This is a genomic window from Francisella salimarina (assembly GCF_007923265.1).
In the GTDB taxonomy this organism is placed as follows: domain Bacteria; phylum Pseudomonadota; class Gammaproteobacteria; order Francisellales; family Francisellaceae; genus Francisella; species Francisella salimarina.
Map to the genome: position 1 here is coordinate 173,584 of NZ_VOJA01000001.1, position 25,194 is coordinate 198,777.

The window sequence follows — 25,194 nt, forward strand, 5'->3', positions numbered from 1 at the left end:
AAGTATCCCAACTATATCTCATTTATGTAAGCTAAAATTTTCTTATATGACACCGACTCGATGGTCTTAACATTCTGCAAATACCATGATATCCATAGCTCTTGTATTAAATTATAAATTTTTACAACAACAAACTCACTTTTACCAATATGATTAGCTGTTATTTTTTTAGCCAATTTAGATCTTAGCTCATTAACTTCTATTTGATACCCTCTATCTCTTTGGAGATTTAATTTAGCTTTGTCTAGCCTATTTTCTAAAGCTTGAAGATAATATTTATACCTCTGTAAAAACTCTACGGGTTGAGATATATAATCATCTGTAAAAAGCTTAGTAAACTCATGCCTAACATCTGTGAAAAGCTCGATAAAATTAAGTGGTATTTTCTTAATATTAAGTTTTTTTTCAAGCTGCAACTTAAACTTTGTTATTTCTAAAAGCAATGCTTCAACTTTGGTTTTATTTAAAGCAAAGTTCTCCATCCCCAAAGCATAGAATTTTTCAAAATCTGCTTTGGTATATGGCAATTCGATATTATCAAAAAAACTCAAATCTATAGTTTTATCAACCACATTATCTTTTGAGTCACTTAGCTTCAATGACATTGATAAGCTTGTTAGGTCATTACTTTTGATATTTTTTGATAACTGATTCTGTAAGCGTAGTTTAATTAACCTTTTCAAAGACTTTTGCATACATAGCTTAGCCTCATCAAGTGTTGCCTTATAAGATAGCTTCACGCCATCTTTATACTCCTCCAAACAATTATAGACTTTGACCGTTATGCCGTACTCTTTGATTTGACTAGTCATTGTGATATCTGCAAAATCCCAATAATAATAAACCATCTCATCAACTTCTTGGCTTGGTTTAGCTACAAGATTTTTAAGCTTTTGCTTTAATATATAAATATCCTTACCAACAGCTAGTGTTTTACCTTGCTCATCAACAACTTTTACATTCAGCACAAGATGTTTCTCCAACTCCTCATCCTGCCACACTGTCTCATCTACCACAAAACCTACTATTCGCGTAATATGTTTAGCAATAATAGACTTCAAAGGAGAGTATCTATCCTTATCAAAATCTATTGATTCAAATATAGCTTGAGCATAAGTTGGCACTGGCACACAATTTTTGCGAATATTTTTTGGTAAAGCACGTAACAAAGCGACAATCTTGTCATACAAAAAACCATACACCCCCCACTCCAAAACAGCAGGATTTATATCATTGATAAAAACTATTGGTACAGTAACTGTTACACCATCCCTCTCATCCAATGGGTCAAAGTGATATTCTAATGGCAAATGCATATCTGCGATAGTTAAGACATCAGGAAACTTCTGTTGCGTAATTTCTTTAGCATCATGCTGCATTAGACTTTCTATATCAAAGATAAAGCCCTTTTGCTGCTCTTTTGTGACCGACTTTAACCATTTGTCAAATGTTGCACCACTACAAACATCATCTGGGATAAAGCTATCATAATGTGCAAACATTACCTCTTCATCAACCAAAATATCTTTTCGGCGTGATTTGTTTTCGAGCTCTTCAACTTGATTTATAAGCTTGAGATTTTGCTGATAGAAATACACTTTAGAATCAAAGTCACCTCTTACAAGAGCTTCTCGAATGAATATTTCTCTAGCCTCTTGAGGATTTATCTTAGAGTATTGCACAGATCTTTTTGAAACTATCTCTAAGCCATAAAGCGTAATTCTTTCATTGACTACAACAGCTCTACGCTTTTTGCTCCAAACAGGCTCATCATAATGTTTTTTTATAAGATGCACTGCTAAGCTCTCTAACCATTCAGGCTCTATTTTTGCAACATTCCGAGCGTATGTCTTGGTAGTTTCAACTATTTCCGATGAAAGTAACCACTTTGGCTTTGCCTTAAACTGAGAAGACCCAGGGAATATAAAAAACTTAAGCCCTCTAGCTCCTATATACTCAGCATTTTCATAATTAAATCCAATGTTACTCAAAAATCCACTGGCTATGGCTTTGTGTAGGTTTTCATAATCAAGCTTTTCATTTGACGATAATTTCCATTTAAACTGGTGAACAACTTCAACAATTTGTCGATAAATATCATTCCACTCATTAAATCTAACAGGTGAAATAAAATTCTTTTTAAAATATTCTTTTTTTTCTCTATTTGATAAACCTTTTAAATCAGAGTTTAGTCTATTTGCCAAATTTAAAATCGCTATGAAATCAGAAGATTTATCTTTATCAACATTGTGTTTTTCATCAGCTTTTTGCTGAAAATTCAGAGGTCTCTCACGCGGGTCCTGTACACTTAAAAAGCTAACAATGGAGACAATCTCTCTAAGAGTATTTTGTCTATGACCTTCTATAACTATTTTTGCCAACTTAGGATCTAATGGCATAATTGCCATTTTGATACCATCATCAGTAATTTTAGGCTTTGAATAATTAAGCTCGGAAATAGCTCGTAATTCAAACAAGAGTTTAAAGCCATCTTTAATAAATCTGGAGTCTGGAGAATCTATAAATGGAAAATCTTGAATACTTCCTAGCTTTAAAAACAACATCTGCAAGATAACAGATGCCAAATTTGTCCGAAGTATCTCAGGGTCAGTATATTCTTTACGATTATTAAAATCTTCCTCACTATATAAACGTACGCAAACACCAGCTGATAATCTACCACATCGACCGGCTCTTTGATTAGCACTTGCTTGAGAAATTTTCTCTATCGGTAGGCGTTGCACCTTGGTGCGATAGCTATATCTACTTATTCGCGCTAAGCCTGAATCTATCACATATTTTATGCGTGGCACTGTCAGAGATGTTTCAGCAACATTGGTTGCTAAGATAACCCTACGTACAGAACCCTCTGGGTTGAATATTTTGCTTTGATCTTTATTTGATAATCTCGAAAACAAAGGCAAAACCTCTGTAAATCTAAGATCTTGTTTGTTTAAATATGCTAATGTTTCATGGATATCTCTTTCTGTAGGCAAAAAGACTAAAACGTCTCCTCTGCCAAGCTCATCAAGAGCATACAATATTCTCTCTTGTAATGAAAACTCTTCAAAATCCTCATCATTTTGATAACGGATTTCAACAGGGTATGTTCTACCACTAATTGTAATATCTTTAGCATTCTGAAAATAATCTATAAACTTTTGATGATCTATAGTTGCTGAGGTAATGATTACTTTTAAATCAGGTCTATATGGTAGTATCTTTTTTATACAACCAAGTAGAAAGTCAATATTTAAACTTCTTTCATGAGCCTCATCAATAATAATAACCTCATATTGAGATAAAAACTTATCATTCTTGATTTCAGATAGTAGCACACCATCTGTCATTACTTTGATTAAAGTATTTTCAGAAGTTTGATCTGAAAAACGTATTTTAAAAGATACTTTTGATTGATCACCAATCTCAGTAGCGACTCTACTAGCAATAGATCTAGCCGCAAGTCTTCTTGGTTGAGTATGTCCAATTAATCCGCGTTTGCCTAGCCCTAAATCAAGACATATCTTAGGTAATTGTGTTGACTTACCAGAACCAGTCTCTCCTGCTACAACAATAACTTGATTATCTTGTATAAGCTTTTTTATATCATCAACTTTTTCAGCAACAGGAAGATCCGGATAAGTTATCTTAGGCAAAACCTTTTGGCTAGCTTGCTCAGCCAAAAGCTGCAAATCATTCAGTACTTGCTGTCTTGGAAGCTTGTTATTTTTTATAGCTGATATAAATTTACCACGAAGCTTAGTTGGTATCTGATTAAGATAATCATTAAATAAAGTTTTATTCGTATTCATGCTACTGCATTAAACGCTTCTTGATACCTGTAACTTTTAGAATCTTATTAATTAATCTCATAAAAATCATCACGACCCTACTCACAAGTACAAAAATAGCCAAAAATAATAAAACTAATATATCTTTAAAAATATTCCAAAAAAGCTCTGATAACGATAATAGCGTTTTAAATTTCATAATTTTATGGTAGAAATTGCATATTCTTAGTAAAGAATTATACCATGAATAAGAAATAATTGACTTAATAAAGGACTATAGCTTAGCTAAAATTGAGTTTAAAGTTTTGCTTGGTCTCATTACTTTTGCTAGCTTGTCACTATCCATAAAGTAGTAACCACCAAGATCTACTTTTTTGCCTTGAGCGTCGTTAAGCTCTTTGACAATTTTATCTTCATTAGCTTTTAGCTCAGCATAAATTGGTTCAAATTTAGCTTTGATTTCAGCATTACCAGTTTGCTCAGCCAAAGCTTTGACCCAGTAATAAGCCAAATAGAAATGACTTCCTCTCGTATCTAACTCACCTACCTTACGCTTTGGTGATTTATCATTATCCAAGAAATCTTGGTTTGCTTGAGATAATGCCTCTGCTAAGACTTTGATTTTAGCGTCTCTAGTTTTGATTGCTAGGTCTTCTAATGAAGCCCCTAACGCCAAAAACTCTCCTAAAGAATCCCATCTTAAATGATTTTCTTCGATAAGTTGCTCAACGTGCTTAGGTGCAGAACCACCAGCTCCAGTTTCAAATAATCCACCACCAGCTAAAAGAGGCACAATAGAAAGCATCTTAGCAGAAGTACCAAGCTCTAAAATAGGGAATAAATCTGTCAAGTAATCTCTCAAAACATTACCAGTTACAGAAATCGTGTTTTTACCTTCTTTCATTCTCTTTAGAGAATACTTCGTAGCTTCTATCGGCGCTAAAATTTGGATATCTAGACCAGTAGTATCATGCAACACTTTATATTCATTAACTTTAGCAATTAAATTTCTATCATGCGCTCTTTTTGAATCTAACCAGAAAATCGCAGGATTTTGAGTAATTCTAGCTCTATTAACAGCTAGTTTAACCCAATCTTTAACTGCGATATCCTTAGTCTGACAAGCTCTCCAAATATCACCTTTCTCAACCTGATGCTCGAGTATTACACTACCTTCAATATCAATAACCTCTACTTTACCATCTGCTTGAATTTCAAATGTCTTATCATGAGAGCCATATTCTTCTGCTTTTTTTGCCATCAGACCAACGTTGGAAACATCACCCATAGTAGCAACATCAAAAGCACCGTTTTCTTTACAGAAATCGATAGTTGCGGCATATACACCTGCATAACATCTATCAGGAATCATAGCTTTCATATCCTGAAGCTTACCGTCTTTGTTCCACATTTGACCAGATGAGCGAATAGCTGCAGGCATAGAAGCATCGATAATCACATCACTTGGGACATTCAAGTTTGTAATACCTTTGTCAGAGTTAACCATCGCAATATCAGGTTGCTTAGCAAATACCTTTTCAATATCAGCATTGATTTTATCTTGAAGATCTTGAGGTAGTTGCGTAATCTTTTCTACTGCATCACCCCAACCATTGCGAGGATTCACACCAAGCTCTTTAAATTCTTTAGCATACTTTTTGAAAACATCTTCAAAGAAAATCTCTACTGCATGACCGAATAATATTGGATCAGAAACTTTCATCATTGTAGCTTTTAGATGAAGTGATAGTAATGTACCTTCTTTTTTAGCTTTAGCGATTTCAGTTTTGTAGAACTCTCTTAGTGCTTTTATTGAAATCTTAGTAGCATCAATAATTTCTTTTTCTTCTAAAGCAAGATTATCTTTAAGTACTGTTTGAGTGCCTTTAGTATCTGTATGAACTATCTTAACCTTAGTTGCTTTTGGTACAATATAAGATTTCTCATTAGCATAAAAATCATTATCTGCCATACTAGCGACATGAGATTTAGAATCTTTTGTCCATGCACCCATAGAGTGTGGATGTTTTTCAGCGTACTTTTTAACTGCATCTGCAACTCTACGATCCGAGTTACCTTCTCTTAAGACAGGGTTTACCGCACTACCTAAGACTTTTGCATAGCGAGCTTTGATTTCTTGCTCTTTGTCATCTTTTGGCTCAAATGGATAGTCTGGAATTTTGTAGCCCTTTGACTGAAGCTCTTTGATAGCTGCAGTAAGTTGGGGGATTGATGCACTAATATTAGGAAGCTTGATAATATTAGCATCTGGAGTTTTCGCTAGCTCCCCAAGTATTGCTAGATTATCAGAGCACTTTTGCTCATCTGTAAGACAATCATTAAAGTTAGCTAATATACGCGCTGCTAAAGATATATCTTTTGTTTCTAACTCGATATCAGCAACTTTAGTAAAGCTCTCAACTATCGGTAAAAATGAACCTGTCGCTAGAGCTGGTGCCTCATCTGTGAATGTATAAAATATTTTATGCATAAAAAAATCTCCTATTGATAGAATTTCATCTTTCAAATACTAACACAAAACTAGTACGTATTTAATATTTCTTGTATTTTCTCGTCAGACCTTGCCACTACAGCAAAGTCATTGTGTTCAATAATCGGTCGCTCTAATAACTTAGGATTGCTAGCTACTATTTGTATGAGCTCATCATTGGTGAATTCACCATCTTTAAAGTTCTCTTTCCAAATAGCTTCTTTAGTACGAATGATATCTGTTATAGAAAGTTTCAATTTTGCTAATAATTCTTCGATCTCTTTTACTGTCAAAGGATTATCTAAATATAAATGAGTATCATAATTGATACTGTTTTGATCCAAAACTTGCTTTGCTTGACGTGATTTTGAACATTTTGGATTATGATAAATTTTCATAAAAATAGTGATTCAATTAACGTTATCATTATTATAAATTACATTGGTGTATAAATCATAAAAATAATCGATTAAGAATGATTATTATATAAATACGCTCAAATAACATATAATATTTAACTATAAATTATATTAATTTATAAGAAATACATTGGAGTGCAAGAATAGTATAAAGATAATAAAAACAACCAAATTATAAGATATCAGGAGGTCTTTATGATCACTAAGCCATGGACAAAAAACTATCCCGACAAGGTTCCTCTGAATATAGATATCCCTAATATTACTCTAAAAGATATGCTTGAAAAAGCTACTAAAAGCTTCAACGATAAAAATGCCCTTAGCTGTCACGGTGAAAAACTAACTTTTGACGAGATTAACAGCTATTCTGATAAATTCGCAGGATTCTTACAAAACAAATGGAAATTACAAAAAGGTGACCATATTGCCATTATGCTGCCTAATTTATTACAGTTCCCAATTGTTATTTTCGGTTTGGTAAAACTTGGTTGTGCTTTTGTAAATATAAACCCACTATATACAAGTAGAGAAGTCAAAGGAATCCTACAAGATTCAAAAGCTAAAGGCGTAATTGTATTATCCGGACTTGCGCATAATGTCGAAGCTATAGCTGATGAGTGTGAAGATCTAAAATATAAAATGGTTACAGATATTTCTGATCTTTATCCTACTCCAAAAAAACAAATAATCTCCTTTGTAGTAAAATATATCAAAGGTATGAAAGATAAATACTCAAAAGATAAGTTTGATACATTTACAGATGCTCTAAAATCAGACTACACTCCAGACTATACAAGTATTGAATTAAAGTCTGATGATATAGCCGCACTTCAATACTCTAGTGGTACAACAGGTACACCTAAAGGCACAATACTTCTACATAGAAATATTGTTGCAAATATCTATCAAGTAAAAGCTTGGACAGAAGGGTTTGATATCGAGCTCAGTGAACAAATTGTCTTAACTGCCCTACCGATTTATCATATATTTAGCTTAACTGCTAATCTATTTCTTTTTTACTGTTCTGGAGCCTTTCAAATACTTATACCTAACCCTAAAGATATCAAAAGCTTAGTTGCTGAAATGAGAAAAAGTAATTTCTCAACTATATTTGCTGTAAATACTCTTTATATTGCTCTATTAAACGATAAAAAATTTAGACAAAGTAAGTTCCCTAATTTTAAGCTCTCAATAAGTGGCGGCATGCCAACTTCTGAAGCTGTAGCTAAAGAATGGAAAAAAATCACAGGTGTAAATATTAAAGAGGGTTATGGTCTATCAGAAATGTCGCCTGTCGTAACTGTAAACTCTTTACTTGAGGAAGATTTCAGTGGTAGTGTTGGATTTCCACTGCCGAATACTGATATCAAAATTTACGATGATAAAGGTAATGAGTTACCACAAGGTGAAACAGGAGAGATATGGGTGGCAGGCCCACAAAAGTCACCGGGATTCTGGAGTCTTCCAGAGATTAATAGAGAGCACTTCACTGAGGATGGTTGGCTTAAAACTGGCGATATGGGCTATCTTGATGAGCAAGGTCGCCTAGTAATATCAGGACGCATTAAACACATGATTATCGTCTCAGGCTTTAATGTTTTTCCTAAAGAAGTTGAATTAGTATTAACTGAAAAAGAAGAGATTGAGGATGCAGCAGTTATCAAAGGGCACTCTAACGAAACAGGTGAAATGCCAGTTGCTTTTGTTGTACTAAAAAATGACAAAAAACTTACTGAAAGAGAAATTTTTAAATACTGTGAAACTAAATTAGCTCATTATAAATTACCTAGAAAAATAATCTTCATAGATGAGTTACCTAAAAATACTGTTGGAAAAATAGATGTAAATGCATTACAAAAAGAATATGCTGAAAAATATGAAAATAAATAACTAAACAGCTTTTTGCTTAAGGAGCTAAAGATGTTCAACAAAATTTATAATATTGCAAAAAAGGCTACTCCTAGTATTTCTCAAACTGAACAAACTGCCCTAAATGCTGGTGATAACTGGTTTGAACAAGATATATTTCAAGGGAAACCTGATTTTAATAAGTTACATAGTTTAAAGAAATTTGAACTAACAGCTGAAGAGAAATCATTTTTAGATAATGAAACAACCGAGTTATGCAGGCTAATTGATGATTGGAAGATTAATTATCAAGACAAAGATCTAAGCGTTGAAGCTTGGGAATACATGCGTGAAAAAGGCTTTTTAGGTTTAGTTATTAGCAAAGAATACGGTGGTAAAGGCTTCTCAGCAGCGGCTCACTCAGAAGTGGTTATGAAACTAGCAACCAAAAGTGTCACTGCAGCAATCACTGTAATGGTACCTAATTCACTTGGACCTGGTGAACTTCTAGTTCATTATGGTACAGATGAGCAAAAAGATCACTATCTACCTAGATTAGCCTCTGGGCAAGAGATACCATGTTTTGCTTTAACAGGACCAACAGCAGGATCTGATGCGACTTCATTGCCTGATTATGGTATTGTCTGCCATGAAGAGTTCAATGGCAAAAAAACTTTAGGTATCAAACTAAAGAATATCAACAAACGTTATATTACATTAGCTCCTATTGCCACTCTAGTTGGTTTAGCTTTTCAACTACAAGATCCTGATGGCTTACTTGATGAAACAGGTAATGAAGGTATAACATGTGCCCTACTACCGTATAATCACAAAGGTTTAGAAATTGGTAGGCGTGGTTTTCCTCTAGGGCAAGCTTTTATGAATGGCTATATCAAAGCTAAAGATGTCTTTATCCCAATCGATTGGATAATCGGCGGACAAAAAATGGCTGGTGAAGGTTGGCGGATGCTAGTTGAGTGCTTATCTATAGGTAGAGCTATTTCATTACCAGCATGTGGCACAGCCAATACATTAATGTCCGCTGTAATGACAGCAGCTTATGCAAGTGTGCGTGAACAGTTCAAAGTTCCTATTGCTCAATTTGAAGGAGTTCAAGAAAAACTAGCTGAAACTGCAGGGCTTGCCTATATTGCCAATGCTACTCGTCAATTCACAGTTTCTGCTGTTGATAGTGGTTTGCGACCATCTGTATCATCTGCAATTGCAAAATATCACCTAACCGAGATGGGACGTACAACCATCAACAATGCTATGGATATCCACGGTGGTCGAGCAATCATTATGGGTCCAAATAACTATCTAGCTATTCCATATATGGCAACACCTATTGGCATAACAGTTGAAGGTGCCAACATTATGACTCGAAATCTAATGATTTTTGGTCAAGGTGCGATGAAATGTCATCCATATATTCGTAACGAGATAGAAAGCCTAATGAATGAGGATGAAAAACAATTTACAGACAATTTCAAAGGTCATTTTAAATACATGGCTCTAAATGGCTCACGTACACTTTGGTATGGTTTAAGTGGAGGCTTTACAGCTCCTAGCTATCCTTCTAAATTTAAGCGTTACTATCGCTATATCTCACATATGAGTACTGCTTATTCTTATGTTAATGATATTTCAATAACAGTATTAGGTGCAGGCCTAAAACGTAAAGAAAGATTATCCGCTCGCTTGGGAGATATCATGAGTTATCTGTATATGGCTGTAGCTGTATTGAAATACTATAAGGACACAGGCGAACCTCAAAGTGATGATATCTATGTTGATTGGAGTATTCAGCACTGTCTATACCAAGCTCAACAAGCGATGTTAGACTTATTTAGAAATTTCCCAAATAGAATATTTGCTACTAAGATGAAGCTTTTTGTTTTTCCTTACGGTAAAAAATTCAGAAGACCATCTGACAAGCTTGAAGTACAAATTTGTAAATCATTAGTGAGCAATAGCGATACAAGACAATGGATGAAAGATAAGTGCTATATACCAAATGATGATAATGATCCAATTGGTAGAGTTGAGAATGCTTATCTTGCATCACTAACTACACAACCTATTAAGAAAAAAATTATTGATGCTATCAAAACTTCTAAGCTACCAAAAGCAAGCTGGCAAGACTCTATTGAAATAGCTTTAGAGAATAAAATAATCTCTCAACAAGAGGCAGATATTGCTAATGAGATGCTCATAAAGGTTAATAATATAATTCAAACAGATGAGTTTGACGATTATGCTTTAGGACCTAAAAATGCTCACCCAGAATGGCAAAAAAATAGCGAAAAATAATATGTACCAATGTCATTTCGTTTAAATAACGGAATCTAAAAACGATGTATAAACCAACATCGGGAGGAAAATATGACAGAGTTAGAGAAAAAGTTTGAAGAAATGTTGATAGCTGTTCGTGATGCAACTATTGATTTCAAGCCCGATAATAGCCAAAAGTTAAAGCTCTATGCTTTTTATAAACAAGTAAAAGAAGGTGATAATAATACTAAAAAACCTTCTGCACTGAAAATGGTTGAACGAGCTAAGTGGATGGCTTGGGATGCAATTAAAGGTATGTCAAAAGAAGATGCTATGCGAGGTTATCTTAAAGTTTTTGGCGAAGAATATCTCCCAGCTGGAGAAAGTAGCAATACCTCAAGTAGCACTATAGCAAATAAGTTAGAACCTGTAGAAAATAAATCACAGCGTAAAGCTATTGATAAAATTGCAGTTCTTGGTGCTGGAACTATGGGAGCTCAAATTGCCGCGCATTTTGCAAATGCTAGATTTCCTGTTGTTTTATTTGATTTAAAATCTCAACAAGGTAGCGCTAATGCTATTGTTGAAGATTCTCTAGCAAAACTTACTAAACTTAACCCAGCGCCTTTTGGTTCAAAAGATTCTATCAAATACATTACTCCTGCAAATTATGAGGATAATCTTGAACTTTTAGCAGATTGTGACTTAATCATAGAAGCAGTAGCCGAACGTATAGATATCAAAGAGAGTCTTTACTCTAAAATCTCTGCTCACATCAAAGAAAATGCAATTTTAGCATCAAACACTTCTGGCTTGAGTATCACAAAATTAGCTGAAGTATTAACAGAGAATCTCAAAGTTAATTTCTGTGGTGTACACTTTTTTAACCCACCGCGCTATATGCCTTTAGTTGAGCTAATCCCTCATGCAGATACTAATTCTGAAATCTTGGATAAACTAGAAACATTCTTAGTTGAAAAGCTTGGTAAAAGTATAATTCGCGCAAAAGATACACCAAATTTTATCGCTAATAGATTAGGTGTCTTTTCAATGCTTGTAACTTGTTACTATACAGAGCAGATGAATATCCCTTTAGAAATTGTCGATGAACTAACTGGTAAAAAACTAGGGCGAGCAAAAAGTGCAACTTATAGAACTGCTGATTTAGTTGGTTTAGATGTGTTATCTCATGTTGTTGAAACTATGAAAGATAATCTCGAAGATGGTTGGCAGAAGCTATACAACACACCTAACTGGATTCAAAGTCTAATCAACTCAGGTTCACTTGGTCAAAAAACCAAAAAAGGCTTATATATCAAAGAGTCTGATGGTATCAAAGTACTTGATTTAGACACTAAAGAATATCGCCCTTCTGATAAAAAAGCTGATAAAGAAGTCTTAGATATACTAGCTGAGAGAGATTGGAGCAAAAAACTGGAAGGTCTGCGTAATAGCGATAATCCCCAAGCTCAATTCTTGTGGGCAACTTTTAGAGAAATGTTTTTGTATGCTGCTCATCTAGTGGGAGATATATCAAATTTCCCTAAAGATATGGATTTAGCAATTCGTTGGGGATTTGGTTGGAAACAAGGTATTTTCGAGATATGGCAACTTGCTGGTTGGCACAAAGTAGCTAGTTGGCTAAAAGATGATATTTCAGCTGGTAAGGCATTATCAAAAAATACTCTACCTAGCTGGATTGATACTCTTGATATCGGTGTTTATCAAAATAATAAAGAGTTTAGCTTTAAGGATAAAACCCTAATATCTCGTGATAGCCTAGATGTTTATAAGCGTCAACTATTCGCTGATAATATAGTTGAACATACTAGTACTTTAGCAACACAAACACTGTATGAAAATGATGGTGTCAAACTATGGCAAATTAATGACTATAACAATATAGGAATACTCTCATTTAAGAGCAAAATGTGTGCTATTGGCGATGATGTTTTAGATGGTATATCCGAGTCTATCAACTATGCTGAAGAAAATCTTGATGGTCTTGTTATTTGGCAAGAGCAAGATGTATTTTCGGTAGGTGCCAACTTAGAAGAATTTGGTATCAAATTTGCAATGAATGGCGAAGCTGCTATCGAAGAGGTAATCCGTAAAGGTCATAGAATTATCAGCAAAAAATTACGCTATAGCAAGATACCTGTTGTCGCAGCTGTTAAGGGCTTTGCTTTTGGTGGTGGTTGTGAAACTATCTTGCATAGTGATGCTGCTGTTGCTGCGTATGAAAGCTATGTTGGTCTTGTTGAAGCCGCTGTAGGAATTATCCCTGGGTGGGGCGGCTCAAAAGAAATGGCTATTAGAGCATCTCAAGCTCAAGATCACTGGAAAGACTTTGAGCGTCGTTATAAAAACCTTGCTCTTGCACAAGTGGCTAAAAGTGCCTATGAAGCTAAAGAAATGGGCTTTTTACGCGATGATGACATAATCGTAATGAATACTAAAGAAATCCTACTTGTAGCAATTAAAAAAGCTCAACTTATGGCTCTAGCTGGTTATCAACCACCTCTGAAACAAAAAGTCCCTGTATTTGGTGAAACTGGTATCGCTACAATCAAAGCTTTATTAGTAAATATGCGTGATGGTAATCAAATATCTGAACATGATTATAAGATCGCAGTAAATTTAGCAGATACTATGTGTGGTGGTCAGATAGAAAAAGATACTGAAGTTTCGGAAGATTGGCTACTCGATAGAGAACTAATAAACTTCAAAGAACTTGCGATATCTGAGAAAACAGAAGCTAGAATGAAATATATGCTAGAAACTGGCAAACCACTAAGAAATTAAGGAGTAATTGACATGAGTGAAAACGTATATATAGTCGCTGCAAAACGCTCTGCTGTTACAAAAGGTAAAAAAGGTGGTTTTGCAAAAAAACGTCCTGATGAATTATTGGCGGATGTACTTAGAAGAACTGTCGCTGAAGCTAATATAAATCCTAACGATATAGAAGATATAGTTGTCGGCTGTGCGATGCCTGAAGCTGAACAAGGCTTAAATGTCGCAAGAATATCATCTCTTTTGGCAGGACTACCTAATAGTGTTCCTGCTTTTACAATCAATCGCTATTGTAGCTCTGGATTACAGTCAATTGCTATTGCAGCAAATGAGATTGCTCAAGGTAATATTGACGTTGCTATCGGTGCTGGTGTTGAAAGTATGAGTATGATTCCTTTTGGTGGTAACAAAATGTCTTTTAGTAAAGAAATCTTTGCTAAAGATGAAAATGTTGCAATAGCTTATGGAATGGGTATCACTGCTGAGATGGTTGCTAAAGATTGGAATGTATCACGACAAGACCAAGATGCTTTTGCTCTTGAGAGTCATCAAAAGGCTATCCATGCTATCGAGAGTGGTTATTTCAAAGATGAAATACTGCCTATAGATGTTGATCACAATAAGCCAGATGAAGCTACTGGTGAGATCATTAATCATAAACAAACTATAACTGAAGATGAAGGTGCTCGAAAAGATACCTCACTAGAGGCATTAGCTAAACTAAAACCTGCTTTTGCTAACGGTGGATCTGTGACTGCTGGTAATAGCTCACAGGTATCAGATGGTGCTGCAGCTGTGATTTTAGTTAGTGAAAAATACCTAAAAGAGCACAACCTAAAACCTTTAGGTAAGTTTCTAGGGTTTGCTGTAGCTGGTGTTGATCCACGCATTATGGGTATTGGCCCAATCAAAGCTATACCAAAAGTGCTCAAGCAAACTGGTTTAGATATCAATAATATTGACTGGATTGAACTAAATGAAGCTTTTGCAGCTCAGTCACTAGCTGTGATTAATGATTTGAAACTTCATAAGAATAAAGTTAATCCTTGTGGTGGAGCTATTGCCTTAGGACATCCTCTTGGTGCAACTGGTACTGTACTAACTGTCAAAGCGTTACATGGACTACAACGTACTGGTAAGAAATATGCTATGATTACGATGTGTATTGGTACTGGTATGGGTGCAGCTGGTATTATTGAAGCTTGTTAGCAGCCAATAATCCTGAACATTATAAAAATAACTAAATATCCAATAGGTTAAACTAAAATGATAAATTTAGATAATTATAAACCAATTGATTTTCCATGGAGTTTCACTTGCTTTAGTGACATAGCCAAGAATCCTCTTGGTGTGAAGTTACCTTTGTATCATATTGGCGAACATATGTATACAAAGTTCAAATGTCTACCAAATCATGTCGGTTGGGATAATGTTATTCATGGTGGTATTATCGCACTTATATGCGATGATATTCTTGGCAAACATGTTTTAAGTATTAGTAAGTCATTTTGTATGACCCGCAACTTAAATATCAAATACTTAAAACCAACCTATAGTAAAGTAGCACATATTTTCAAAACCACCGTAATTCGTAAAGGTCGTACTACCGTGTGGATAAAAGTTGATATCTTCAATGAAAAAGGTGATCTATGTGCTTATGCTGATGCAGACTTTGCACTCTTAGAAGAGCATCATGCAAAACAAAAAGATATCGCAAGCTATAAGCTTGATGATTTAGTAGCACATCTTAAATAAGCTCTTTATTTGTCATTTCTGGCAAAAATTTATACACAATAAATATAAATGCAACAATACACGCTCCCATAAAATATAATACAGGAGCATAACCATAATTATGAGTAAGATCTAAGAATCTCGAGATAAACATACTTTCTATTAATGCTTTTGAAACAAGAGCTACAGATATCCCTATACCACGTATATGTACAGGTAAAACTTCCGATAATACCAACCATATACACACTCCAGGACCTACAGCTCCTCCGAATACAACAATAATCAACATCAGAAGACCTAAATTATTATACCCAGCTGTTATACAAAAGATCATTGTAAATATAGATACAAATGAAATTAATAACCCACTAATAATAAGTTTTCTTCGACCAATAACATCGACAAGGAACAAGCCAAATACAGTAGCTATAAGATTGACTAATGTCATTGCTGTACCATAATAAGTAGCATCACAATTACTACAACTACTGAGTTGACCAAACATAGTAGGACCATAACTTATAAAGACATTAATACCAACAAAGCCATTTAAAACTGCCATTAAACTAATCAGTATTACAGATAAATAGTATTTTTGTTTGATAACAATTTTAATAAACTCAACAAAACCTGTTTTATTTTTTTCGGTTAATGAATGCTGAACTTTGAGAGCTAATTGCTCACTAATAGTTAGTGCCTGTTCATTTCTACCCTTTAAAATTAACCAAGATGGTGAAAATGGTGCTATTAAGCTAGTGATGAAAAGTAAAATTGAAAAAGGGATAGCGCAAGCAAATATCAGTCTCCAACCAAAACTTGCGACAAATAAGCTTGCAAAAAAGTTAGCCAAAAAAATTCCAGAAACTAGTGATAATTGAAATATAGCCATCGCCCTACCTCTAAACTTAGCTACACTAGTTTCAGAAATATAAACAGGAATTACCGTCAACAAGAACCCAATCGACACTCCCTGTAGAAGTCTTGATAGCATCAAAGTTGTATAAGTATTAGATATCATCATCAATATCATTGATACTGTAAATAGAAATGCTCCAAAAGCCAAAATATTTTTTCTACTAAAGATATCCATTAATGGTCCTGATATTAGTTTGGATAGCAAAGCTCCAAAAAAGACAATACCAGCTATCTCAGATAGTTGTGTAAGGTTAAGAGATAACTCCTCTTTAATAACAGGTAATGTCCCTGATATCACTCCAATATCAAAGCCAGAGCATACACCTGTCAAAACTATCAAAGTTATAACGATTTTTTGGTATTTAGTTACTAACATTAGACCCTCTTTATAAAATATATAATAAATACTCAACAACTAAGCAATAAACATATAACTATAAAGATATACTAAATAGAACTAAAGTTTTATAAGAAATTATAGAAAAAAGTAATTTATTTAAGAATCAAATCTCATATAGAAATTATTCAATGATTAGCTTTTTAGGGCTTTGTAGATAGTATCTTTGATTTCTAGTCTTTGTTTTTTTAGCTCTTCTAATTGCATATCTTCAAACATGCCTGAACTTTCAAGGTTATATATTTTCTTATCTAGATCTTCATACTTTTTCATTTGATTACTAATATGATGATCTTCTTTAACATTATGAAGTTGATCTCTTAACTCAGGGAATTCTTTAACTAATGGATGATGCTCTAACATTGTAGATACTCCTTATCTTTATTGATTAATTAAATTAACTGCATACAGATACAGCAATAGATACAAATAAATTACATTTATACCTAACTTAAGTATATTTTCTCACATCTGACAAGGATTGTTCAAATTTAATTTGTCCATTCTCATAATAAGTCTCAAGAATTGAGTCGCTATGATAATCTCCTATTGCATACTGATCATCTAGAACTATTGTCTGATAACTACCTTTAGCATTTTTAATCAAATCTAGACGTCCTTGTTTAGATTTCTTTGTAGGATCTGTGATAGGCTCTTTTTTAACTCCAATTAAAGAATCCCCTCGTTTGATTGCTGAGCATTTAATAGCAAACTTGAAACTATCTCTATTTATAGATGATTCATGATTTCCTTGTAGCAATGCTCCACCCATACCAAAAGCTATATTCTCAGCAGAAAACCCGTTTTTTTTCATCGCTGATAGTATGCTCTTTGCTAAACTAAGACTCACTCCATCACCTTGTATCAAAGCTACCCTTTGTAGAACTTTATATCCCTTAGCATTTACATTACTACCATAAGCCTTTTCTAATTCATTAAGCGCATATAAAATATTATCTATAGCATCTCCCGAATCTGGTCTAATTACCAAGTTTGCTTTTTTAGCTTTGACCTTATCTTTTAAATCAATCCAAGTTTGTATTGCTTGTTTAAAATCCCAACTATCAGAAACACAAGCATAGAAAACACTATTATCTCCAAATTGCTCAACCATATTTTCAAAGGCTTGGCGCTCACACTCAGAACCAATACCCCAGCTAGTCATTGTTGAGTGCTCACTTGCAGGAATCGAATAACCTGCTATATCTTCATGATAATACTCTTTACAAATTTGTAATGCTGCCAAAGTGTCTGTTCCTAGAAAATTAGTCAGATGTGCCGCTCCACCAATCCCTGCTGACTCTTCTGATGAAACACCTCTATAGCCAAAATCATGAAGCATAAATTCTAGCTTATCGAGATTATCTGCGGTTTCTAGAAGATACTCTTTGATTAGTTTTTTGATATTAAAACTGATTGTTGCAACTGTTGTTGGATACCACACTTTTAAAAGTAGTGTCTCTAGTAATCCAGGCAACCAAAATAACTCTGGATCAGTACTTTCTATAGTCATCAATACATTATGTAAAGGTACTAAACTTCCTTCTCTAACAGCACGAATCCTAACTGGTAAATAACCATTATATTTTTTTAGGACTTTCTCAAAGCCTTCTCGATAAAATACCAAACCATGAGCTTTTAGAATTTCTTCAGCTTCATCTATCATTTCTGGTGTAATTGGCTGAGATAAGTATTTCTTGATGTAATACTGTAAGCCAAAAAATCTAGTATGCGCCCCTAAATCACTATTTACAGTACCACGACTTTCTAAATAAAAGTGAAGATAGTTAGCATCATTAGGATATTGATAAGGATGAGAATGTTTATAACTATCAGTCATTAATAAAAGGTTGTTTCTATGCATCAGATATATATAAAGAGAAACTTGTAAGATAATGTTATCAAATGTTGTAAAGATAAACTATTTTTGAGTTAGATTTTTTATACTGCCTTCAACTAATCTTATTAGTTTTGACATATATTTAAGAGAGATTTCTGTTTTATCAATCAGGGGATTATATTCTGCCACTTCAAAACATACCAAACTATTAAAATTAATTTTTTCAATAGTCTTGTAAAAAACCTGAGGGTCAATACCATTTTCAACTGGAGTTCCTACAGCGTCAAGATTAGTAGGATCTAAACCATCTAAATCAAAACTAATCCCGACATTACCCTCTGTAATCTTCTCAAGACGTTCAAATTCTTGTGAAAATAACTCTTCAAAGTTTCTATCGGTTAAATCACTTTGATAATAAACCTTAACTCCTAATTTTTCCAAAAAGTCTCTTTCTGGCTTTTCATAAGAACGAATTCCAAAGAAAACAATATTCTCAGGCTTTAACTTTGGATTATCATTTAGTACTTTTGTTAATTCCTCATGCCCATATCCTAAAAGATGTGCTACAGGCATACCATGTATATTACCAGTCTCAGAAGTTTCTGGCCTATGGCTATCCATATGCGCATCAATCCAAATCAAACCAAGTTCTTTTTTCTGATCTTTAAGGTAGTCATAAACTCCACTCCATGTACCTATTGCACATGAGTGGTCTCCTCCAAGAGCCAAAGGAAACTTACCTTCTTTAAGAATCTCAGATACCGCCTGAGCAACCTTAGTAAAATACTTACCCATAGTTGGTACTTCAGCTCTTCCACCAATGTAGTTGATAATTTGGGCATCTATACGTCTATCTCTTAGTTCATTCAACAAAGCGTATGGTGCTCTTCCACAACCAATTTCTCTACCAGCATTACCAATAGCTATTCCTACAGCTTCTACTTTTTTCATCTTATTACTCCAATACTATAATACTGAAAATAAATTTTTAGGATCTTTAATTGGCGGTACCATATCCATTTGGCTACCAATATCATACTTCTCAGCTAAATCTAAAGTAAGACGAAGTGCTGAGAAATCCTCAACAGCAAAACCTACTGAATCATAGATGGTAATTTCTTTATCATTTTCACGACCTTTTTTCTTACCAGTTAAAATTTCCCATACTTCAGCATGTAAAACCTGTTCAACTTCTTGTGGTGATAAATTCTGGATTTCTCCCTCAATCATTGATTGTTCTTTGTATTCAACAACTACTTTACCTCTAAAAAGAATATCCATATCAAGCTCAGTCTTACCAGGACAATCCCCACCTAAACCACTTATATGTGCACCTTCTTTAACCCAATCATTTTCAATAACAATTGCATGAAGTTTACAAGCCGTACATACGACGATGATGTCTGCACCCTCACAAGCTTCTTTAGCACTATCACAAGCGATAAATTCAAGATCAACACCTTTCATATTGTTAGCATATTTTTTCATCGCTTCTGGATCTGTGTCAAAATATCTTACTGTTTTAATAGGTCTGATTAATTTATGAGCTAAAGTTTGAAATTCACTTTGAGCACCTGTACCTATTAGCGTCATAGTCTTACTATCTTTACGTGCTAAATAATCTGTTGCTAAGACAGTCGCAGCAGCAGTTCTTAGAGCAGTAAGAACAGTCATTTCAGATATAAGTAATGGATAACCATGTTTAATCTCATTTAATTGACCTGTAGCTACAACTGTTTGCTTACCTTCAAACGGATTTGCAGGATGCCCATTTACACATTTATATGTAAATAGTTTATTATCAGCAGTTGGCATAAGTTCCAGAACACCTCCCGGAACATGAGCTGCATATCTTGGTGATTTATCAAACTCTTGCCATCTTATAAAGTCTTGTTTTGTATATTCAACTAGGTCTTTAATAAAATTATCAAAGCCGTGCTTCTGCACTATTTTTGCCATATCTTGAACTGATAAGATTCTCATATCTTCTCCAATTTACTATTAAATAGCTTTATTTTAAAAAAATTTAACCTTTTAAATATATTCTCAAGAATAGGATTAATCAATAGAAACTTATGCAATTATTTATTTCTCGACAGAATGTATTATTACAACTAAAAAATACTTTTGAGCATTTTTAAAAGATTAATTTTCAAAACTTATTTACAATCAATGTTATAAAATTTCGTTTAATAATATCCTTTGATAGCAACCTTCACTAGTTAACCATACCAAAGTTATTTTTTGAGGCATAATAGTTACAGTTGTATCTTTATTATTAATTTTGAGCGTATATTCACCTTGGCTTAAATTCTTAGAGAATAAATCAACATTTTTGGGCAAAAGATTCCAACTTCTGAGATCTGCTTGGGTTGTCGCCATATTATACACCGAAGTTCCAATTGCTGCCAATGCTGCATAGTCACCTGATGATCTAATAGCCGCCACAGAAATAGCTGTTTTTGTAACCAGACGCAAAACCTCTCTAGTTACAATCGCAGGATATTGATCTGATAATGACTTAGCTGCCATTGCAGTTGTATCAACCAATAATGCAGTTTTGCCTTTATCAATAATCTTATTATCTTTTAAGATTTGCACATCGGCATTAGATGTCAACCTATAAGAGCCATAGTATGGTAACGAAATTTTTTGAACTCCAGCTTGTTGGAAAAATATCACGATTGGTATATCAAATTTTTTAATAGGCTCTACCCAACCACTCTCATATATTACAACAAGTTTACCTTGCCCTTGTGGATAGATATTATGACCAGTGTCAAAAGCGTTCTTAATTTCGTCATAGTCTTCTCTAACATATGGATTATTTGGAACAACCCTTAGAGCATTACTCATTGATAAGTTAGCATTATTTAGATCGGTATCGTATGACTGATATATCAAAGCCTCTAGATAATATCCAAAAGCATTTTCATAAGAGTTTTTTACCCTATCAGCTATACTCACTAACTGTCTATATTGTTTTGAACTAGATATATTTGATGAAACCTGTCTAGAATTAACATGATTAAATTCTTCATACCTGGTTTTATTTGTCTGAGCAGCTAAATCTTTTGCTTCATAAGTGGCATATTGTGCATATGATAAGTTACGAATACTGACAGCAGCATTTTCTAAGTCATGCTGTTTTAAGTAGTTTAGTGCTTGATAAGCATATAAAAAAGTAATTTCATAATCAGATATATAGTAATATCTCTCTTTATCGCTTAAAAGAGTAGCTTGAGTATTTTTAAGTATATTCCTAACTCTTATTTTTGCTTCTGCTTCTGACTTTGCAACATAATCCGTTGCCTTGGTATATTTAGCTTGTGATAGTTCAGTTTTACCAAGTAGCTGATCAAAACGTCCTGTTTCTAAGAAACCGATAGAAGCATTAACACCATCACCACTAAAAGCATTGTCAAATTTAGTTTCAATAGGCTTATATCTGCATGTTTCAATAGCATCTTTGGCAGTTTCTACCTTATCAGGATGGCTACCACTGAATGTCGCACAGCTAGAAATTATTAAGCATACAATAGATAACAAACAGACTTTAACTTTCATACTACTTGGATAGGTAAGCACGTAAACCTGGATGTACTTTAGATAAGCTACCATCAATTACAATACCTACAGAATACTTAGGCATCACATCTGTAATTCGTACTTTTGCTAAAACTTTACTATCTAAGACAATATGCTGTCCTGTTGCCGGATCAACACTAGTACCCCCTTCTTGGCGAATCTCATAAGTACTAGCCTTAACGACTCCATTACCACCACGATTGAAGTAAATTTCACCATCATCTACTTTTAACACTTGAAGAGGGTATATAGCCCCAACAATTTGTTCAGATATTGTTTGACCGATTTGCTCAGCTACATAGCTTAATATCTGTGAGTGATCACCATTATCATAGTTAGTATACTCGTTAGCGATATTTGCTGGTACTTGCAATCTAACTACATTCGACCATTTAACCTCCATCGTAGCCAGCTCAATCATCCGATAAGCTACACTAGCTGAGACATTCAATGTTGTAAAGTCTTCTCCATAATACGAACTCTTTTTCTTACTAATGTTTAATCCCAGGATATCGCCAGTTAATATAAAATCAGCGCCTATTCTTTGATTTAGCTTAGCTTTCTCACTGGTATCATTGGAATTTATTATACGTCTAATTTCCTCTTCATAAGCTTTCTCATCTTTAGCATCTCTATTTGATACTCTAAACTTACGTGATTGAGTTATTTGAGCTATGATATTCTGATTAAGTCCTTTTTGAAGCTCTTTCTCACTGTAAATACTTTCATTAGTTGCTCCTTTCGTATCAAAAGGTAATATAGCAACTGTGAACATTTTAAGATTATTACGCTCATCTACGCCTTTATATTTAAGCGTACTTCCAGAATTAGTATCTGATGAGTTATTTGACAAATTAGCTGAGCTATCAGACACAATATTTGTAGCAGAATCTGCAGCAAAAGCATTATTAGTAACTATAGAAATCAGTAAGAAAGAAAAAAAAATCAATATTTTTTGCATCACATTACCCTAGAACTGGTTTAAATATTTATTATCATCACTTTGTCTAATAATTACTTTACCATTTAACGAAGTTTCTCCACTTTCTGTACTTTTAGCATTTTGTTTACGATATTCATCATAATTAAAGTTTTTAATCTTATTTGCTGTAGCTACTTGCTTAGGATCCCACTTTAATACAACACCATATACAGTATTCTCTGTACTTGGTAACTTATAACGCCATCTCTTAACAGTTTTAAGACCAATAATATCTAGGTTTGCTTTTGTTTTGTAATATGTAGATAGTGTCTTTTCAATATCAGTCGCATCTATTCTGCGTGTTTGCTGCGTCTTAGTATTTTTAGCAAGAGTGCTAGATATATCCTCAGACATAGTCAAAGCTTCTTTTGTCGACATTTGCCCAGCTATTAGTGTAACTAAATTTGCTCTTGCCATAATCTCAGCTTGCTTATAACCATAATCTCCAGCTGAAACTCCTTGAAGCTTTGGACCTGTGTACGAGCCTTGACCATATGATAAGATATATGGTTTATTATCTTCTCCAAAACCAACACGAATACCATAATCACCCATCATATCTTCACCTGACTTATCCTTATATAAGTCAGAAGGAGATTGTCCGCCTTTACCAACGATTACAGGTTCATTACCATGTTTGATATCCTCAAACATTCCTTTAATTTTATCTGAGTAAATAACCACTACACCAATAGCAGCATTACCATTTTTTTCTACAACAAAAGTCTTAATTGGTAGTAGACCTGATAAGTTACCAAATCCTGTAGTTAAGCTTTTGACTGTCATTTGCTGGCTTAAAAGAGCTTTTCTCTTTTCATCTGGTGTTGCAAAATCATCTGGGTTTAAACCTTGATCTTTTAATTGTTTATCTAGCTTTGCTTCTTCTAATGCTTGTTGCTTAGCATCAATCGCAGCTTGAGTACCCTCTTTGGGCTTATCAGAATCTGTATTAATGTCATTTACATTAGAACCTTGTGTACTATCTATGCTTAGACTCTTATCAACTTTTGTATTTGCTGATATAAATGATATGTATTCTGCCTGTGCTTTTATTAGAGCTTTCTCAAATGCCAACTGAGCACTGTCGACATAATTTGAATTTGTTTGATTAACAGAGGCTGTACCTATAGCAGAACCAACATAATCATATTTATCTCTAAGATTATTCTGATCGATATAACTCTCCATTACATCACTTAATATTTCTTCTGCTGATCTCTTATCTTCTGCAGTTGTTGCAACTGCTTTTGAATCTGATGAGATAGCACTATTAAGATTAGACACATCTGAACCCATATCAACAGATTGCGACTGCTCAGCTGTAGATTTAGTATCTACAGTTGTTTCTGCAGCAACTAAAGGACTTACTAATAATGATGAAACAATTAATGAACTTAATATTTTCTTTTTCATAGTATTTTATCTCCTATGTTTTAAGAAATTTCAGATCTACTCTGAAATAACCATTTTGAAATCTAACTACCAGCCAAATGTTGATTTAGTCTGTGATTTACGAATTTGCTTATCATCTTGCCATACAACAAGACCTGTTTTTAGATCCATCATCTTCAATGTTGCCAAGAAGAATTTAGATCTCTTATCTCCATCAACATTAGTATTATCAATATCTTGAATAGAACCATAAACCATATATCTAGCACCAATATGCTGACCAATCTTAGTAGCTGTAGTTTGATCAACCATACCACTATTAGCTTGATATCCAAGCTGCTCACGTACATTTTTGATTTGAGACATATCAGTAACTTGGAACAATCCAGATTTGATAATCTGTGTCTGTACTGTATTTGATAACATTGTCGTATTGATATGCTCTCTTGTTTCATTACGAATATTACTAAAGAATAATGTTGGTGTATCCATAGCAGTAATTCTCTTAACCGCTCGTGAATTCAGCATATCTTCAGTCATCTTGTTTGTAATAGCTTGCAAATCAGTAGAACTAAAATTAATAGATGTTGTATCTACACCATTTGGATCCTCATAAGCAACAGTTGTTTTACTACATGAGCCCAACAAAATTAAGCTTGCCGATAAAGTTACAAATAAAAGCTTTTTCTTCATTATTTTTGTGAACAGAATAATTTGTCTATAT

General features: G+C 33.9%; 18 protein-coding genes. 5 read left to right on the plus strand and 13 right to left on the minus strand.

All coding sequences use genetic code 11. The features are described from left to right. Positions 1-11: 11 nt before the first annotated feature. The 4 genes from hrpA to FQ699_RS00850 form a co-directional block, all read right to left on the minus strand. Positions 12-3,812 carry an ATP-dependent RNA helicase HrpA gene (gene hrpA, locus FQ699_RS00840; protein WP_146420729.1) on the minus strand — a complete coding sequence of 1,267 codons (3,801 nt, stop codon included), beginning with the start codon at positions 3,810-3,812 and terminating at the stop codon, positions 12-14. Position 3,813: 1 nt separating this feature from the next. Then, positions 3,814-3,990, minus strand: a complete 177-nt coding sequence (locus FQ699_RS09665; protein WP_013922604.1) for a hypothetical protein — start codon at positions 3,988-3,990, stop codon at positions 3,814-3,816. A 75-nt stretch (positions 3,991-4,065) separates the two neighbouring features. Continuing rightward, on the minus strand, positions 4,066-6,282 hold the full coding sequence (locus tag FQ699_RS00845; RefSeq protein WP_146420730.1) for an NADP-dependent isocitrate dehydrogenase: 2,217 nt from the start codon (positions 6,280-6,282) through the stop codon (positions 4,066-4,068). Positions 6,283-6,332: 50 nt separating this feature from the next. After that, positions 6,333-6,680 (minus strand): arsenate reductase family protein, encoded by a 348-nt coding sequence (locus FQ699_RS00850; protein WP_146420731.1) that lies wholly within the window; start codon positions 6,678-6,680, stop codon positions 6,333-6,335. A gap of 216 nt (positions 6,681-6,896) precedes the next feature. Between FQ699_RS00850 and FQ699_RS00855 the strand changes: the two genes are divergently transcribed. The 5 genes from FQ699_RS00855 (at position 6,897) to FQ699_RS00875 (ending at position 15,374) form a co-directional block, all read left to right on the plus strand. Beyond that, positions 6,897-8,591, plus strand: a complete 1,695-nt coding sequence (locus tag FQ699_RS00855; protein WP_146420732.1) for a long-chain-fatty-acid--CoA ligase — start codon at positions 6,897-6,899, stop codon at positions 8,589-8,591. 30 nt (positions 8,592-8,621) lie between these two features. Further along, positions 8,622-10,862, plus strand: a complete 2,241-nt coding sequence (locus FQ699_RS00860) for an acyl-CoA dehydrogenase (RefSeq protein ID WP_146420733.1) — start codon at positions 8,622-8,624, stop codon at positions 10,860-10,862. Between the two features lie 72 nt (positions 10,863-10,934). Continuing rightward, on the plus strand, positions 10,935-13,628 hold the full coding sequence (locus FQ699_RS00865) for an acyl-CoA-binding protein (RefSeq protein WP_146420734.1): 2,694 nt from the start codon (positions 10,935-10,937) through the stop codon (positions 13,626-13,628). A gap of 12 nt (positions 13,629-13,640) precedes the next feature. Further along, positions 13,641-14,828, plus strand: a complete 1,188-nt coding sequence (locus FQ699_RS00870; protein ID WP_146420735.1) for an acetyl-CoA C-acyltransferase — start codon at positions 13,641-13,643, stop codon at positions 14,826-14,828. A gap of 57 nt (positions 14,829-14,885) precedes the next feature. Beyond that, on the plus strand, positions 14,886-15,374 hold the full coding sequence (locus FQ699_RS00875) for a PaaI family thioesterase (RefSeq protein WP_146420736.1): 489 nt from the start codon (positions 14,886-14,888) through the stop codon (positions 15,372-15,374). Here FQ699_RS00875 and FQ699_RS00880 read toward each other — a convergent pair. From FQ699_RS00880 to lpoB, 9 genes are all read right to left on the minus strand, one after another. Then, complete coding sequence (locus FQ699_RS00880) at positions 15,367-16,647, minus strand: MFS transporter (RefSeq protein ID WP_146420737.1); 1,281 nt, start codon at positions 16,645-16,647, stop codon at positions 15,367-15,369. The genes FQ699_RS00875 and FQ699_RS00880 overlap by 8 nt on opposite strands. A 156-nt stretch (positions 16,648-16,803) precedes the next feature. Further along, positions 16,804-17,031 (minus strand): HP1242/YdcH family protein, encoded by a 228-nt coding sequence (locus FQ699_RS00885; protein ID WP_146420738.1) that lies wholly within the window; start codon positions 17,029-17,031, stop codon positions 16,804-16,806. An 88-nt stretch (positions 17,032-17,119) separates the two neighbouring features. After that, complete coding sequence (locus FQ699_RS00890; RefSeq protein WP_146420739.1) at positions 17,120-18,532, minus strand: nicotinate phosphoribosyltransferase; 1,413 nt, start codon at positions 18,530-18,532, stop codon at positions 17,120-17,122. A gap of 57 nt (positions 18,533-18,589) precedes the next feature. Continuing rightward, complete coding sequence (locus tag FQ699_RS00895; RefSeq protein ID WP_146420740.1) at positions 18,590-19,459, minus strand: arginase; 870 nt, start codon at positions 19,457-19,459, stop codon at positions 18,590-18,592. Positions 19,460-19,474: 15 nt separating this feature from the next. After that, complete coding sequence (gene ocd, locus FQ699_RS00900; RefSeq protein ID WP_146420741.1) at positions 19,475-20,491, minus strand: ornithine cyclodeaminase; 1,017 nt, start codon at positions 20,489-20,491, stop codon at positions 19,475-19,477. A gap of 192 nt (positions 20,492-20,683) precedes the next feature. After that, complete coding sequence (locus tag FQ699_RS00905; protein ID WP_146420742.1) at positions 20,684-22,075, minus strand: COG3014 family protein; 1,392 nt, start codon at positions 22,073-22,075, stop codon at positions 20,684-20,686. 1 nt (position 22,076) lies between these two features. Further along, positions 22,077-23,057 (minus strand): LpoB-related protein, encoded by a 981-nt coding sequence (locus tag FQ699_RS00910; RefSeq protein WP_179951644.1) that lies wholly within the window; start codon positions 23,055-23,057, stop codon positions 22,077-22,079. A gap of 9 nt (positions 23,058-23,066) precedes the next feature. After that, the gene (locus tag FQ699_RS00915; protein WP_013922589.1) at positions 23,067-24,491 is read right to left on the minus strand and encodes a DUF6844 domain-containing protein; all 1,425 of its coding nucleotides are present in this window, start codon (positions 24,489-24,491) and stop codon (positions 23,067-23,069) included. Positions 24,492-24,557: 66 nt separating this feature from the next. Further along, complete coding sequence (gene lpoB, locus FQ699_RS00920) at positions 24,558-25,163, minus strand: penicillin-binding protein activator LpoB (protein ID WP_013922588.1); 606 nt, start codon at positions 25,161-25,163, stop codon at positions 24,558-24,560. Positions 25,164-25,194: the final 31 nt, after the last annotated feature.

What these genes read in the sequence shown, in the direction of transcription:
- hrpA (WP_146420729.1), bottom strand. Translation starts at nt 3,812, where the DNA reads ATGAATACGAATAAAACTTTATTTAATGATTATCTTAATCAGATACCA.
- FQ699_RS09665 (WP_013922604.1), bottom strand. Translation starts at nt 3,990, where the DNA reads ATGAAATTTAAAACGCTATTATCGTTATCAGAGCTTTTTTGGAATATT.
- FQ699_RS00845 (WP_146420730.1), bottom strand. Translation starts at nt 6,282, where the DNA reads ATGCATAAAATATTTTATACATTCACAGATGAGGCACCAGCTCTAGCG.
- FQ699_RS00850 (WP_146420731.1), bottom strand. Translation starts at nt 6,680, where the DNA reads ATGAAAATTTATCATAATCCAAAATGTTCAAAATCACGTCAAGCAAAG.
- FQ699_RS00855 (WP_146420732.1), top strand. Translation starts at nt 6,897, where the DNA reads ATGATCACTAAGCCATGGACAAAAAACTATCCCGACAAGGTTCCTCTG.
- FQ699_RS00860 (WP_146420733.1), top strand. Translation starts at nt 8,622, where the DNA reads ATGTTCAACAAAATTTATAATATTGCAAAAAAGGCTACTCCTAGTATT.
- FQ699_RS00865 (WP_146420734.1), top strand. Translation starts at nt 10,935, where the DNA reads ATGACAGAGTTAGAGAAAAAGTTTGAAGAAATGTTGATAGCTGTTCGT.
- FQ699_RS00870 (WP_146420735.1), top strand. Translation starts at nt 13,641, where the DNA reads ATGAGTGAAAACGTATATATAGTCGCTGCAAAACGCTCTGCTGTTACA.
- FQ699_RS00875 (WP_146420736.1), top strand. Translation starts at nt 14,886, where the DNA reads ATGATAAATTTAGATAATTATAAACCAATTGATTTTCCATGGAGTTTC.
- FQ699_RS00880 (WP_146420737.1), bottom strand. Translation starts at nt 16,647, where the DNA reads ATGTTAGTAACTAAATACCAAAAAATCGTTATAACTTTGATAGTTTTG.
- FQ699_RS00885 (WP_146420738.1), bottom strand. Translation starts at nt 17,031, where the DNA reads ATGTTAGAGCATCATCCATTAGTTAAAGAATTCCCTGAGTTAAGAGAT.
- FQ699_RS00890 (WP_146420739.1), bottom strand. Translation starts at nt 18,532, where the DNA reads ATGCATAGAAACAACCTTTTATTAATGACTGATAGTTATAAACATTCT.
- FQ699_RS00895 (WP_146420740.1), bottom strand. Translation starts at nt 19,459, where the DNA reads ATGAAAAAAGTAGAAGCTGTAGGAATAGCTATTGGTAATGCTGGTAGA.
- ocd (WP_146420741.1), bottom strand. Translation starts at nt 20,491, where the DNA reads ATGAGAATCTTATCAGTTCAAGATATGGCAAAAATAGTGCAGAAGCAC.
- FQ699_RS00905 (WP_146420742.1), bottom strand. Translation starts at nt 22,075, where the DNA reads ATGAAAGTTAAAGTCTGTTTGTTATCTATTGTATGCTTAATAATTTCT.
- FQ699_RS00910 (WP_179951644.1), bottom strand. Translation starts at nt 23,057, where the DNA reads ATGCAAAAAATATTGATTTTTTTTTCTTTCTTACTGATTTCTATAGTT.
- FQ699_RS00915 (WP_013922589.1), bottom strand. Translation starts at nt 24,491, where the DNA reads ATGAAAAAGAAAATATTAAGTTCATTAATTGTTTCATCATTATTAGTA.
- lpoB (WP_013922588.1), bottom strand. Translation starts at nt 25,163, where the DNA reads ATGAAGAAAAAGCTTTTATTTGTAACTTTATCGGCAAGCTTAATTTTG.